Here is a 13,959-nt window from a genome sequence, read left to right on the forward strand (position 1 = left end):
ACCCGGGCAATCGAAGAGAATTCAGCGTACTTGAACAAATGCTCAGGCCAGCGGCCCGTTGAGCAGTGGCACGAAGCGAACCGACCCCAGAACACGACGTGAAAAGCCTTGTTCTTCGCGGATGATCAGCATCAGTTGCTGCACCTCACCGGAGCCGACAGGAATCACCAGCCGCCCGCCAGGCGCCAATTGATCCAGCAACGCCTGGGGTACATCAGTCGCCACTGCGGTCACGATAATGCCGTTGTATGGCGCCAGTGCCGGCCAGCCTTCCCAACCATCGCCCCAGCGGAACACCACGTTGCGCAGATTCAGCTCCACCAGGCGTTCCTTGGCCCGGTCCTGCAACACCTTGATGCGCTCCACGGAGAACACCCGTTCAACCAGCTGCGACAGCACCGCCGTCTGGTAGCCCGAGCCGGTACCGATTTCCATCACCTTGTCCAAGGGACCGGCCTCCAGCAGCAGCTCGCTCATGCGCGCCACCATATAAGGCTGGGAGATGGTCTGGTTGTGTCCGATCGGCAGGGCCGTGTCTTCGTAGGCGCGATGAGCCAGCGCTTCGTCGACGAACAGGTGACGCGGTGTACGACGGATGACTTCCAGCACCTTGGCGTTGGAAACCCCTTCCTCATACAGACGCTGAATCAGGCGCTCGCGGGTTCGTTGCGAGGTCATCCCGATGCCGCGACGCAGAATATCGTCTTGTTCACGAGCCATTAGCGCAACCCCTCCAACCAGCCATCGAGACTTCTGAAGGCATCATTGAAGGTGCGATCCAGTTGCAGCGGAGTAATCGAGACAAAGCCCTGCATCACCGCATGAAAGTCGGTGCCCGGGCCACCATCCTCGGCGTCCCCGGCGGCGGCGATCCAGTAACCGGACTTGCCGCGCGGGTCGACCACTTTCATCGGTGCCGCAGCACGTGCGCGGTGCCCGAGGCGGGTCAGCTGAATACCGCGAATGTGGTCCAGCGGCAAATTGGGAATATTCACGCTCAGTACCGTACGCGGTGGCAAGTCGAGGTCAGCGTGGGCCTCGACCAGTTTGCGCGCAAAGTAAGCGGCCGTGGGAAGGTTCTCCACTTGCCGTGAGACCAACGAAAAGGCGAACGAAGGACGCTCAAGGAAACGCCCCTCGAGTGCCGCCGCAACGGTGCCGGAATACAGCACGTCGTCGCCCAGGTTGGCGCCCAGGTTGATGCCGGAAACCACCATGTCCGGTTCGCGCTCCAGCAAGCCGTTAAGGCCCAGGTGCACGCAATCGGTGGGTGTGCCGTTCAGGCTGATAAAGCCGTTGGCCAGGGTTTGCGGGTGCAACGGACGGTCGAGCGTCAGCGAACTGCTGGCGCCGCTTTTGTCCTGGTCCGGGGCGATAACCACGCACTCGGTGTAATCCGCCAGCGCAGCATAAAGCGCGGCGAGACCGGGTGCGGCTACCCCATCGTCGTTAGAAATCAGAATACGCATGGGCTGTCCGTCTGCCCCACCGGCACCAGATCAACAAGCTCGCGCACCAATACGGTGGCAAAGCATCCGGCCGGGAGGACGAATTCCAGTTGCAGAATGTCAGGCTCCGGATAATGCCACGTCAACCCACCAATGGGCAGCCGCAGGATGCGACGTTCGTGGTTCATTCCGGCGTTAATCAACCAATCGCGCAGATCCGCTTCGCGAGCGGCGATTGCCTGCTCCAGTACATGGACAGCGCCGGTCGCCGGCGAGTCACCTTCGCCCCACTGGGGTCCGGTCGGGTGCAGGTCGAGAATTGCCAGACGCGGGTCGTTGCACTCGGCTTCACCTGCCGGAAAAAAACTGCGGCTGTCGGTGAAGGCCAGCAGATCGCCGACCTGCGCTTGCTGCCAGGTGCCATCGGCCACACGCGCCGCCAATACCTGGTTGAACAGGAAGCTGCGGGCAGTGGAGAGCAGACGCGAACGGACATTGCGCTGCTCCGGCAACGCCTTGCGCGCGGCCCAGGCACGGGCATCGACCACGTTACCGCCATCAAAGCCGAAACGCTGGGCACCGAAATAATTGGGAATACCTTGCTTGGCGATCAGCTGCAGCCGCTCTTCAATCGCAGCTTTGTCGCCAGCGAATTGCGTCAGGCGCAAGGTGAAGCCATTCGCCGAATGGGCACCGCGCTGCAGCTTGCGCTTGTGCCGACCGGTCTTGAGGATTTTCAGCGTGTCGTTTTCGGCCGCCGACAAATCAGGATCGGCCTTGCCCGGCAGCTGCACGCTGAACCACTGGCGAGTCAGCGCCTGACGATCCTTGAGGCCTGCATAGCTGACGGTGCGCAATGGCACACCCGCCGCCTTGGCAATGCGCCGTGCTGCTTCTTCGGTATTGAGACCGCGCTTTTCCACCCAGATCCACAAGTGTTCGCCATCGCCACTGAGGGGGATATCGAGCACTTCATCGACCTGAAAATCTTCTGCGGTGGCTTTCAGAACCGCCGTACCGAGGGCGTCGCCATAGGCTCGCGGGCCGAGCAATTGCGCTTCGTTCATGCGCGCAGCAACAAGGCAACGGAATGCACGGCAATGCCTTCTTCGCGACCGACAAAGCCAAGCTTTTCGGTGGTGGTAGCTTTCACGTTCACTTGATCCAACTCAACTTGAAGATCCGCGGCAATCAGCGCGCGCATCGATTCGATATGCGGGGCCATTTTCGGCGCCTGGGCGACGATGGTGTTATCGACGTTGCCGACTTTCCAGCCTTTGGCGTGGATCAGTGCGACGACGTGACGCAACAGCACGCGGCTGTCGGCACCCTTGAATGTCGGGTCGGTGTCCGGGAAGTGCTTGCCGATATCACCCAGCGCAGCGGCGCCGAGCAAGGCATCGCTCAAGGCGTGCAGCAGGACGTCACCGTCGGAGTGAGCGAGCAGCCCGAAGCCGTGTGCAATGCGCACACCGCCCAGAGTAATGAAATCGCCTTCAGCGAAACGGTGCACATCATAGCCGTGGCCAATACGCATAAAAAAACGCCCCGATTTTTGTCAGGGCGTGATTCTACCTGCATTAGGCGCCTAGAGCGCGTGCGTGATGCTGCAAGTGGTCGTCAATGAAGCTGGCGATGAAGAAATAGCTGTGGTCGTAGCCCGGTTGCAGGCGCAACGTCAGCGGATGACCGGCCAGTTTGGCCGCCTGTTGCAAGGCTTCAGGCTTGAGTTGAGTCGCCAGGAAATCATCACGATCACCTTGATCGACCAGCAACGGCAACTTTTCGTCGGCCTCGGCGATCAGTGCGCAGGCATCCCATTCGCGCCACTTCGAGCGGTCCTCCCCCAAGTAGCGGGAAAACGCTTTCTGACCCCACGGGCAATCCATCGGATTGTTGATCGGCGAGAACGCCGACACCGATTGGTAACGCCCCGGATTGCGCAAGGCGCAGACCAGCGCCCCGTGGCCACCCATGGAGTGACCGCTGATGCCGCGCTTGTCCGACGCCGGGAAATGGGCTTCGACCAATGCCGGCAATTCCTGCACGACATAGTCATGCATCCGATAGTGCCGGGACCAGGGTTCCTGCGTGGCATTCAGATAAAACCCGGCACCGAGACCGAAGTCCCAGGCGCCGTCCGGATCACCTGGAACATCGGGTCCGCGAGGGCTGGTGTCCGGCGCAACGATGATCAACCCAAGCTCGGCGGCCATGCGCATCGCGCCGGCCTTGTGCATGAAGTTTTCGTCGGTACAGGTCAGGCCGGACAACCAATACAGCACCGGCAACTTGCCGCCCTGCTCCGCCTGCGGCGGCAGGTACACGGCGAACACCATGTCGCAGCCGAGGACATCGGAGCGGTGCTTGTAGCGTTTGTGCCAGCCGCCGAAGCTTTTCTGGCAGGAGATATTTTCCAGGCTCATGACCGACCTCAGAAATGGATGACGCTACGGATGCTTTTGCCTTCGTGCATCAGGTCGAAAGCCTTGTTGATGTCTTCCAGGCCCATGGTGTGGGTGATAAACGTATCCAGCGGGATTTCGCCGGTTTCGGCCATCTCGACGTAGCTTGGCAATTCGGTACGACCGCGCACGCCGCCGAATGCCGAACCGCGCCAGACACGACCGGTCACCAGCTGGAATGGACGGGTTGAGATTTCCTGGCCGGCACCGGCCACACCGATAATCACCGACTCACCCCAACCCTTGTGGCAGCACTCAAGGGCCGCACGCATCAATTGCACATTGCCGATGCACTCGAAGGAAAAGTCGACGCCGCCGTCAGTCATGTCGACGATGACTTCCTGGATAGGACGGTCGAAATCTTTCGGGTTCACGCAGTCGGTTGCACCGAGCTGCTTGGCGATCTCGAACTTCGCCGGGTTGATGTCGATGGCGATGATGCGACCAGCCTTGGCCTTGACCGCACCGATGATGGCTGACAAACCGATGCCGCCCAGACCGAAAATGGCGACGGTATCACCTGGTTTTACCTTGGCGGTATTGAGGACTGCACCGATACCGGTGGTGACACCGCAGCCCAGCAGGCAGACTTTTTCCAGTGGGGCTTCTTTTGGAATTTTGGCGACGGAGATTTCCGGCAGCACGGTGTATTCGGAGAATGTCGAGGTCCCCATGTAGTGGAAAATTGGCTGGCCCTTGTAGGAAAAGCGCGAAGTGCCATCCGGCATCAGGCCCTTGCCTTGAGTCGCGCGAATCGCCTGACACAGGTTGGTTTTTCCCGACAGACAGAATTTGCACTGACGGCATTCCGGGGTGTACAGCGGGATCACATGGTCGCCGACCGCGACGGAGGTCACGCCCTCACCGATCGCCTCAACCACCGCGCCACCTTCGTGACCGAGGATCGACGGGAAGATGCCTTCCGGGTCAGCGCCCGACAGGGTGTAGGCATCGGTATGGCAGACACCGGAGGCCACCACTCGCAACAGAACTTCACCGGCCTTGGGCATGGCGACATCGACTTCGACGATCTCGAGGGGTTTCTTGGCCTCGAAGGCAACGGCAGCGCGCGACTTGATCATGTGGATTCTCCAGTGAATAAAAACGAGACAGGGAGTGTAATACAGCGCGCTACGAGGAATAATCCGGGCAAAAGCAAAACATTATTGCCACACAGGGATAATCCTGGATGTCTGAAAACCGCTGGGAAGGAATCGACGAGTTCGTCGCCGTGGCCGAGTGCAGCCAATTCACGGCGGCGGCGGAACGCCTTGGAGTTTCTTCCTCTCACATCAGTCGACAAATCGCACGCCTCGAAGAGCGCCTTCAGACGCGACTGCTTTACCGCAGCACTCGCCGGGTGACGCTGACCGAAGCCGGGCAAACCTTTTTGCAACATTGCCAGCGCTTGCAGGACGGTCGCGAAGAAGCCTTGCGCGCGGTCGGCGACCTGACCAGCGAGCCTAAGGGCATGCTGCGCATGACCTGCGCCGTGGCGTATGGCGAACGCTTCATCGTGCCATTGGTGACCCGTTTCATGGGCCTTTATCCACAACTGCGCGTCGACATTGAATTGAGCAACCGTCCTCTCGACCTGGTGCACGAAGGGCTGGACCTGGCAATCCGCCTCGGGCGTCTCCAGGATTCGCGACTGGTCGCCACACGCCTGGCACCACGGCGGATGTATTTGTGCGCGTCGCCGTCCTACGTGGAACGGTATGGTCGCCCACACAGTTTGTCGGAACTCAGCCGCCACAATTGCCTGATCGGCAGTTCGGACATGTGGCAACTGGAGCAGAACGGGCGGGAATTTTCGCAACGGGTGCAGGGAAACTGGCGCTGCAACAGTGGGCAAGCGGTTCTGGATGCGGCACTACAGGGTGTCGGGTTGTGTCAGCTGCCAGACTATTACGTGCTGGAGCACCTGAAAAACGGCGAATTGATTTCATTGCTGGAGGCGCACCAGCCACCGAACACGGCGGTTTGGGCGCTGTATCCACAGCAGCGGCATCTGTCGCCGAAGGTGCGCAAGTTGGTGGATTATTTGAAGCAAGGGTTGGCTGAGCGGCCGGAGTATCGAACTTAGCTCGGATTGCCGCTTTCAGTGACAGTTTTGCTGACTGATAGAACGCCATCGCGAGCAGGCTCAGTGCTACAGAGAAATTCATTCCAATACAGGAGTGAGCCTGCTCGCGATGGCGGTTGAACAGCCAATGAACGACTCAGCGGCGATTAGCCCAACGCTGACGAAGCCATTCAAGATCTTCAGGGCGAGTAACCTTGAGATTATCGGACCGCCCTTCAATCAGACGCGGCGCCAACCCAGCCCACTCCATGGCCGACGCTTCATCAGTCACTAAGGCATCCGCCACCAGACTGTCCGCCAATGCCCGATGCAACGCGCCGAGGCGAAACATCTGCGGCGTGTACGCCTGCCAGATCACGCTGCGATCCACGGTTTCAACCACACGACCGTGCTTGTCGACCCGTTTGAGCGTATCGCGGGCAGGAACTGCCAGCAGCCCGCCCACTGGATCGTCCGCCAACTCACCCAGCAACTTATCAAGATCATCACGCGAAAGATTCGGCCGCGCAGCATCGTGAACCAGCACCCAGTCTTCATCGTCAGCACCTTGAGCGTGCAGATGCAGCAAGGCATTGAGCACTGACCCGGAACGCTCGTCGCCGCCCTCGACCCGCTGAATACGCGGATCGGCAGCACACGCCAGGTTCGGCCAGTAGGGATCATCAACAGCAAGACTGACCACCAACCCCTTCAGGGCAGGATGATCAAGGAAACAACCAAGGCTGTGTTCGAGAATAGTGCGCCCGCCCAATTGCAAGTATTGCTTGGGACGGTCTGCGGCCATACGGGCACCGACGCCCGCGGCAGGAATCACGGCCCAGAAGGCCGGTAAAGAGTTATTCATTGAGCCAACTGGTAAAGGGTTTCACCGTCCTTGACCATGCCCAACTCATGACGAGCCCGCTCTTCCACGGTCTCCATGCCTTTTTTCAACTCGCTGACTTCGGCGTCCATGACCCGATTGCGTTCCAGCAACCCTTCGTTCTCAGCGTGTTGATCTGCGATCTGCTGAGTCAGCTCAGCCACTTGCGCCAGACTGCCATTTCCCACCCACAGGCGGTATTGCAGGCCAGCCAGCAACAAGAGCAAGACGAGGAACAACCAATTGGGACTGCGCATCGAATATCAGGTATCCAGTGAAAAAAGACAGCCATGCCAAAACTTTGAAGCTTCTGATAGCACGAAGCCTGGAAGACCCAGGCTTGTGCTTATAAGGCATCAGATTAGTGGCAAATCCATCGCTGTAGCGATTTTTCCGACACAATCCGGTGTCTTTTTACCAGTTAACGATTAACCGCGGAATTCGCTGCGACCGTTGTACTTGGCTTTGCCATTCAACTGCTCTTCGATACGCAGCAATTGGTTGTACTTGGACACGCGGTCCGAACGGCACAGGGAACCGGTCTTGATCTGGCCAGCCGCAGTGCCCACCGCCAGGTCGGCAATGGTCGAATCTTCGGTTTCGCCGGAGCGGTGCGAGATCACGGCGGTGTAACCAGCGGCCTTGGCCATCTGGATGGCTTCCAGGGTTTCGGTCAGGGTGCCGATCTGGTTGAACTTGATCAGGATCGAGTTGGCGATCTTTTTATCGATGCCTTCTTTCAGGATCTTGGTGTTGGTCACGAACAGGTCGTCGCCCACCAGCTGGGTCTTCTCGCCGATCTTGTCGGTGAGGATTTTCCAGCCAGCCCAGTCGGACTCGTCCAGGCCGTCTTCGATCGAGATGATCGGATAACGCTCGGTCAGGCCTTTCAGGTAGTCAGCGAAACCTTCGGCGGTGAACACCTGGCCTTCGCCGGACAGGTTGTATTTACCATCTTCGTAGAATTCGCTGGCCGCGCAGTCCAGTGCCAGGGTCACGTCGGTGCCCAGCTTGTAACCGGCGTTGGCCACGGCCTCGGAGATCACTTTCAACGCGTCTTCGTTGGAAGCCAGGTTCGGTGCGAAACCACCTTCGTCACCCACTGCGGTGCTCAGGCCACGGGCCTTCAGAACAGCTTTGAGGTGATGGAAAATCTCGGTGCCCATGCGCAGACCTTCCGAGAAAGACTTGGCGCCAACCGGCTGAACCATGAATTCCTGGATGTCGACATTGTTATCGGCGTGCTCGCCACCGTTGATGATGTTCATCATCGGAACCGGCATCGAGTAGACACCCGGGGTGCCGTTCAGGTTGGCGATGTGCGCGTACAGCGGCAGGTCCTGGTCCTGTGCGGCGGCCTTGGCGGCGGCCAGGGAAACGGCGAGGATCGCGTTGGCGCCCAGGGAGCCTTTGTTTTCGGTGCCATCAAGCTTGATCATCGCGTGATCCAGTGCTTTCTGGTCGCTTGGGTCTGTACCCAGCAACAGATCGCGGATCGGACCGTTGATGTTGGCAACGGCTTTGAGTACGCCTTTGCCCAGGTAACGGCTCTTGTCGCCATCACGCAGCTCGAGCGCTTCACGCGAGCCAGTGGAAGCACCGGACGGCGCGCACGCGCTACCGATGATGCCGTTATCGAGAAGCACGTCCGCTTCCACGGTGGGATTGCCACGGGAGTCGAGAACTTCACGACCTTTGATGTCGACGATTTTTGCCATTGTTGTAAACACTCCAAAGTTGACGAAAACGACGCAGCTAGAGGAAATCTTTTACCGTCGGCAAGTGGTGTGCAGCAGGCAGACTTGCGGACGATAAGGCTCAGGCCCGAGGGCCTGAGCAACAAATCGTGCGGTACTTTACCGGAGAAATGAGGTTTACGCGGTCTCTACCGTCGGAAAACTCTTCACCAGTTCGTCCAGGGCTTTGAGCTGGGCCAGGAATGGCTCCAGTTTGTCCAGGCGCAAGGCGCAAGGGCCGTCGCACTTGGCGTTGTCCGGGTCCGGGTGGGCTTCGAGGAACAGACCGGCCAGCGACTGGCTCATGCCTGCCTTGGCCAGGTCAGTGACCTGGGCGCGACGACCGCCGGCGGAATCGGAGCGACCACCGGGCATTTGCAGCGCGTGGGTCACGTCGAAGAACACCGGGTATTCGAACTGCTTCATGATGCCGAAGCCAAGCATGTCGACGACCAGGTTGTTGTAGCCAAAGCTCGAACCGCGCTCGCAGAGGATCAACTGATCGTTACCCGCTTCCACGCATTTGCTCAGGATGTGTTTCATCTCATGCGGGGCGAGGAACTGGGCTTTCTTGATGTTGATCACCGCGCCGGTCTTGGCCATCGCGACCACGAGGTCGGTCTGGCGCGACAGGAAGGCCGGCAGCTGGATGATGTCGCAGACTTCAGCGACGACCGCGGCCTGGTCAGGCTCGTGGACGTCGGTGATGATCGGCACGCCGAAGGCTTGCTTGATGTCCTGGAAAATCCGCATGCCCTCTTCCAGGCCGGGGCCACGGTAAGAGGCCACGGAGGAACGGTTGGCCTTGTCGAAGCTGGCCTTGAACACGTAAGGGATACCGAGTTTCTCGGTGACCTTTACGTATTCTTCGCAGACCTGCATCGCCATGTCGCGGCTTTCCAGCACGTTCATGCCACCGAAAAGCACCATTGGCTTGTCGTTGGCAATCTCGATATCGCCTACACGGATGATCTTCTGCGCCATCGGATTTACGCCTTCTTCTGGTGTTGAACCAAAGCTGCTTTAACGAAACCGCTGAACAACGGGTGACCGTCGCGTGGTGTCGAGGTGAACTCAGGGTGGAACTGGCAAGCGACGAACCATGGATGATCCGGGGCTTCAACCACTTCGACCAGCGCGCCATCACCGGAACGACCGGAGATTTTCAGGCCGGCTTCCATGATTTGCGGCAGCAGGTTGTTGTTCACTTCGTAGCGATGACGGTGACGCTCGACGATCACGTCCTTGGCGTAGCAATCGTGCACCAGGGAACCCGGTTCCAGTAGGCAATCCTGAGCGCCGAGGCGCATGGTGCCGCCCAGGTCGGACGATTCGGTACGGGTTTCGACGGCGCCGGTGGCATCTTCCCACTCGGTGATCAGACCCACGACCGGATGACCGCTGGCGCGATCGAACTCGGTGGAGTTGGCGTCTTTCCAGCCCAGCACGTTACGAGCGAACTCGATCACGGCCACTTGCATGCCCAGGCAGATGCCGAGGTACGGAACCTTGTTTTCGCGAGCGTATTGAACGGCGGTGATCTTGCCTTCCACGCCACGCAGACCGAAGCCGCCCGGTACGAGGATCGCGTCGACACCTTCCAGCAGCGCGGTGCCCTGGTTTTCGATGTCTTCGGAATCGATGTAGCGCAGGTTGACCTTGGTGCGGTTGCTGATGCCGGCGTGACTCATCGCTTCGATCAGCGACTTGTAGGCGTCCAGCAGTTCCATGTACTTGCCGACCATCGCGATGGTGACTTCGTGTTCCGGGTTCAGCTTGGCGTCAACCACCGCTTCCCACTCGGACAGGTCCGCGCTGCCGCATTGCAGGCCGAAACGCTCGACGACGAAATCGTCCAGGCCCTGGGAGTGCAGGATGCCCGGGATCTTGTAGATGGTGTCGGCATCTTCCAGCGCGATCACCGCACGTTCTTCAACGTTGGTGAACTGCGCGATCTTGCGACGCGACGAGATGTCGATCGGGTGATCGGAACGGCACACCAGCACGTCTGGCTGCAGGCCGATGGAACGCAGTTCCTTGACCGAGTGCTGGGTTGGTTTGGTTTTGGTTTCGCCGGCAGTGGCGATGTACGGCACCAGCGTCAGGTGCATCAGCATCGCGCGCTTGGCGCCGACTTCGAAACGCAATTGACGGATCGCTTCGAGGAACGGTTGCGACTCGATGTCACCCACGGTGCCACCGATCTCGACCATCGCCACGTCGGCATCGCCGGCACCCTTGATGATGCGGCGCTTGATTTCGTCGGTGATGTGCGGGATTACCTGGATGGTTGCACCCAGGTAATCACCACGGCGCTCTTTGCGCAGGACGTGTTCGTAGACACGGCCGGTGGTGAAGTTGTTGTTCTGGGTCATGGTCGTGCGGATGAACCGCTCGTAGTGGCCCAGGTCCAGGTCGGTCTCGGCGCCGTCGTGGGTGACGAACACTTCACCGTGCTGGAACGGGCTCATGGTGCCCGGGTCAACGTTGATGTACGGGTCCAGCTTCAGCATGGTGACCTTAAGTCCCCGCGCCTCCAGGATGGCCGCCAATGAAGCCGAGGCAATGCCTTTCCCCAATGAAGAAACAACACCGCCCGTGACGAATATGTAGCGCGTCATGAAAAACCCTAGAAGTCTGCGTTAAAGCGGTCCGAGCCGCCGGGGAAAGCGAAGGAAGGCCGAAGCCCCCGATCACCTGCATTAATCACAGTGCACCTTTCAAAAAAACCGCCGCGTTGGGACAGACCGGCAGATGAAACACCGGTACGTTGCTCGCTACACATTTTTTGGAATCGCCCAGCAAAGACTGCTTGGTAATCGGCAACTTCTGTAATTCAGGCGAATCCACAGAAGTTGTATCAAGAAGGGAGCGTAGTCTACCGGAAAGCCCCTTTCAGCTCAAACCTTGATCTTCGCTCAGTGGGTCCCACTGCAAATGCCAGCCCTCCTGCTCGTTGCCATCGAGGCCCCGCAGGTTGGCCACCGCCAGCAATTGCGCGTCCCGGTAAAGCAGCGGCAATCTGCCACGGACGAAGCCCGGAACCCCGCGTTCGTTGAGCAAACGCTTGAGATCCCGGTGGCCGCGCTCAGGCAGATTCATGACCTCGCCTCCTTCACGATAGCGGATTTGCAGCGGGCCGGCGGGGATTTGGCCGGTGATCGTAAGCTCGCCATTTTCCGGTAAAACCAGCGTTGTCGAAGGATCAGTCCAAAGGCCAACTGGGGGGGGAACGCGCAGCCAACGACCCGACAGCCACCAGATACGCCCGCCCGCCCGATGCAATTCGCCCTCCGCCAATCGCCAGACCGGACGGGCATCCCCCGTGGCATCGCGCAAATCATCCCAACCCGACCAATGGTCGCTATCTGGCAGCCGCGTCAATGCTGCAAGCCAGTGACTCAATGCGTTGCGCTGGCGCGCGGCAGAAAGCCTGACCAGCGGCGCCAACTCCAGGGATGGCAAACCCAGCCAATCGAATTCATTGGCGGTATTGGCGCTGGCCAGATCGATGTGGGCCAGCTCATCGAGCAACCCCTGCGCTTCGCTCAGATGCGCGGCAGTGCGAGCCATGGTTGCCGTCGCTTGCGGCCAGCGCTCGGTCAATACCGGGAACACTTGATGCCGCAGGTAGTTGCGTGAGAACTGGCGGTCCTGGTTCGAAGGGTCCTCGATCCAGCTCAACCGATGCTCGGCCGCATAAGCCTCAAGCTCGGCGCGTGTGACATCGAGCAACGGACGCAAAAGATGCCCGCGACCCAGGACGCGCTCGCGCGGCATGCCGGACAAGCCCCTCACCCCTGCCCCGCGCAACAGCCGAAACAACAGGGTTTCCGCTTGGTCGTCCCGGTGCTGCGCGGTGAGAAGCAGCTCATTGGCTTGAGTGGCTTCAACGAAGGCGCCATAGCGCGCATCCCGGGCGGCACGCTCAAGGCTGGCGCCAGGCTGAACCTGAACGTGAACCACCTGCAGCGGCACACCCAGCGCGCCACAGACCGACTGACAATGTTGCGGCCACGCATCAGCCGCAGCCTGAAGGCCGTGGTGAACATAAATGGCGCTGAGCGCCGGCAGGGATTGGGTTTTTGCGAGGTGGGCAAGGAGGTGCAGCAGGACGGTGGAGTCGAGTCCGCCGGAGAAGGCGACGCGCCAGGTTGTGGCGTTGCGCCACGGCGCGAGATTCAGCAGAAGCCTGGTGGAGAGATCACGCGTTGGCAGACTCATATCGATCACTTCGCACAAATCAAATGTGGGAGCGAGCCTGCTCGCGATGGCGGCTTAACATTCAACTTATCTGTTGGCTGTTATACCGCTTTCGCGAGCAGGCTCGCTCCCACATGGGTGAAGCGCGGTCAGATCAGAGACCGTAGCTCATCAGACGCTCGTAACGACGGGCCAGCAGCGCCTCGTTATCGAACTTCTTCAGCATCGCCAGTTGCGAACTCAGCTCGGCACGGATCGAAGCCGCCGCCGCTGCCGGATCGCGGTGAGCGCCGCCCAATGGCTCGCCGATCACTTTGTCGACGATGCCCAGGCCTTTCAGGCGCTCGGCGGTGATGCCCATGGCTTCAGCCGCGTCCGGCGCTTTCTCGGCGGTTTTCCACAGAATCGAGGCGCAACCTTCCGGCGAGATCACCGCGTAGGTCGAGTACTGCAGCATGTTCAGTTGATCGCAGACGCCGATCGCCAGCGCGCCACCCGAACCACCTTCACCGATCACGGTGGCGATGATTGGGGTTTTCAGGCGGGCCATGACGCGCAGGTTCCAGGCAATCGCCTCGCTCTGGTTACGCTCCTCAGCATCGATGCCAGGGTAAGCGCCCGGCGTGTCGATGAAGGTCAGGATCGGCATTTTGAAACGTTCGGCCATTTCCATCAGGCGGCACGCCTTGCGGTAGCCTTCAGGACGCGGCATACCGAAGTTGCGGCGCACTTTCTCGCGCACTTCACGGCCTTTCTGGTGGCCGATGATCATCACCGGCTGATCGTCCAGACGGGCAATGCCGCCCACGATCGCAGCGTCGTCGGAGAAGTGACGGTCGCCGTGCAGTTCGTCGAACTCGGTGAAGATGTGTTCGATGTAGTCCAGGGTATACGGACGTTTCGGGTGACGCGCGAGACGTGCGATCTGCCAGCTGGTCAGCTTGCCGAAGATGTCTTCGGTCAGCGTGCTGCTTTTGTCCTGCAGGCGGGAGATCTCATCGCCGATATTCAGCGAATTGTCGTTACCGACCAAGCGCAACTCTTCGATCTTGGCTTGCAGGTCGGCGATCGGCTGTTCGAAATCTAGAAAATTCGGGTTCATAGGCGTCCGTCTTGGGTCGACGTCCAAGAGAGCTTGGGCCGGCCGGTTGTCTATTCG

Annotated in this window: 14 protein-coding genes; 1 reads left to right on the top strand and 13 read right to left on the bottom strand. The window is 59.8% G+C overall.

What is annotated here, in order from left to right; genetic code table 11:
* Positions 1-42 precede the first annotated feature (42 nt).
* Genes BLU63_RS03710 through BLU63_RS03735 form a run of 6 tightly spaced genes read right to left on the bottom strand, consistent with a single transcriptional unit; the run spans position 43 to position 4,995 of the window.
* Positions 43-678 carry a protein-L-isoaspartate(D-aspartate) O-methyltransferase gene (locus BLU63_RS03710; RefSeq protein WP_010462773.1) on the bottom strand — a complete coding sequence of 212 codons (636 nt, stop codon included), beginning with the start codon at positions 676-678 and terminating at the stop codon, positions 43-45.
* Positions 679-719: 41 nt separating this feature from the next.
* Positions 720-1,469 carry a 5'/3'-nucleotidase SurE gene (gene surE / locus BLU63_RS03715; protein WP_077748335.1) on the bottom strand — a complete coding sequence of 250 codons (750 nt, stop codon included), beginning with the start codon at positions 1,467-1,469 and terminating at the stop codon, positions 720-722.
* A complete protein-coding gene (gene truD / locus BLU63_RS03720; protein ID WP_010462778.1) occupies positions 1,457-2,515 on the bottom strand; it encodes a tRNA pseudouridine(13) synthase TruD in 1,059 nt (352 codons plus the stop codon). The genes surE and truD overlap by 13 nt, the downstream gene beginning before the upstream one ends.
* Positions 2,512-2,985 carry a 2-C-methyl-D-erythritol 2,4-cyclodiphosphate synthase gene (gene ispF, locus BLU63_RS03725; RefSeq protein WP_010462780.1) on the bottom strand — a complete coding sequence of 158 codons (474 nt, stop codon included), beginning with the start codon at positions 2,983-2,985 and terminating at the stop codon, positions 2,512-2,514. Before ispF ends, truD begins: the two co-directional genes overlap by 4 nt.
* 43 nt (positions 2,986-3,028) lie before the next feature.
* Positions 3,029-3,874 (bottom strand): S-formylglutathione hydrolase, encoded by an 846-nt coding sequence (fghA, locus tag BLU63_RS03730; RefSeq protein WP_010462782.1) that lies wholly within the window; start codon positions 3,872-3,874, stop codon positions 3,029-3,031.
* Positions 3,875-3,882: 8 nt separating this feature from the next.
* The gene (locus tag BLU63_RS03735; RefSeq protein WP_010462785.1) at positions 3,883-4,995 is read right to left on the bottom strand and encodes an S-(hydroxymethyl)glutathione dehydrogenase/class III alcohol dehydrogenase; all 1,113 of its coding nucleotides are present in this window, start codon (positions 4,993-4,995) and stop codon (positions 3,883-3,885) included.
* Positions 4,996-5,102: 107 nt separating this feature from the next.
* Here BLU63_RS03735 and BLU63_RS03740 point away from each other — a divergent pair, with 107 nt between their 5' ends.
* Positions 5,103-5,999 carry a LysR substrate-binding domain-containing protein gene (locus tag BLU63_RS03740; protein WP_010462786.1) on the top strand — a complete coding sequence of 299 codons (897 nt, stop codon included), beginning with the start codon at positions 5,103-5,105 and terminating at the stop codon, positions 5,997-5,999.
* 136 nt (positions 6,000-6,135) lie between these two features.
* Here the strand turns inward: BLU63_RS03740 and ispD are convergent, their stop codons facing one another.
* From ispD to BLU63_RS03775, 7 genes are all read right to left on the bottom strand, one after another.
* On the bottom strand, positions 6,136-6,843 hold the full coding sequence (gene ispD / locus BLU63_RS03745; RefSeq protein ID WP_010462788.1) for a 2-C-methyl-D-erythritol 4-phosphate cytidylyltransferase: 708 nt from the start codon (positions 6,841-6,843) through the stop codon (positions 6,136-6,138).
* Entirely contained in the window at positions 6,840-7,118 is a 279-nt protein-coding gene (gene ftsB / locus BLU63_RS03750) for a cell division protein FtsB (protein WP_008028992.1), read from the bottom strand. Before ftsB ends, ispD begins: the two co-directional genes overlap by 4 nt.
* 171 nt (positions 7,119-7,289) lie before the next feature.
* A complete protein-coding gene (eno, locus tag BLU63_RS03755) occupies positions 7,290-8,579 on the bottom strand; it encodes a phosphopyruvate hydratase (protein WP_010462792.1) in 1,290 nt (429 codons plus the stop codon).
* A 156-nt stretch (positions 8,580-8,735) separates the two neighbouring features.
* Positions 8,736-9,581, bottom strand: a complete 846-nt coding sequence (gene kdsA, locus BLU63_RS03760; RefSeq protein WP_010462794.1) for a 3-deoxy-8-phosphooctulonate synthase — start codon at positions 9,579-9,581, stop codon at positions 8,736-8,738.
* Between the two features lie 5 nt (positions 9,582-9,586).
* The gene (locus BLU63_RS03765) at positions 9,587-11,218 is read right to left on the bottom strand and encodes a CTP synthase (protein ID WP_010462795.1); all 1,632 of its coding nucleotides are present in this window, start codon (positions 11,216-11,218) and stop codon (positions 9,587-9,589) included.
* Between the two features lie 274 nt (positions 11,219-11,492).
* Positions 11,493-12,821 carry a tRNA lysidine(34) synthetase TilS gene (gene tilS / locus BLU63_RS03770; RefSeq protein ID WP_083374912.1) on the bottom strand — a complete coding sequence of 443 codons (1,329 nt, stop codon included), beginning with the start codon at positions 12,819-12,821 and terminating at the stop codon, positions 11,493-11,495.
* Between the two features lie 133 nt (positions 12,822-12,954).
* Positions 12,955-13,902, bottom strand: coding sequence for an acetyl-CoA carboxylase carboxyltransferase subunit alpha (locus BLU63_RS03775; protein ID WP_010462799.1), 948 nt, complete (start codon positions 13,900-13,902; stop codon positions 12,955-12,957).
* Positions 13,903-13,959 lie beyond the last annotated feature (57 nt).

The organism is Pseudomonas mandelii, assembly GCF_900106065.1.
Taxonomy (GTDB): domain Bacteria; phylum Pseudomonadota; class Gammaproteobacteria; order Pseudomonadales; family Pseudomonadaceae; genus Aquipseudomonas; species Aquipseudomonas mandelii.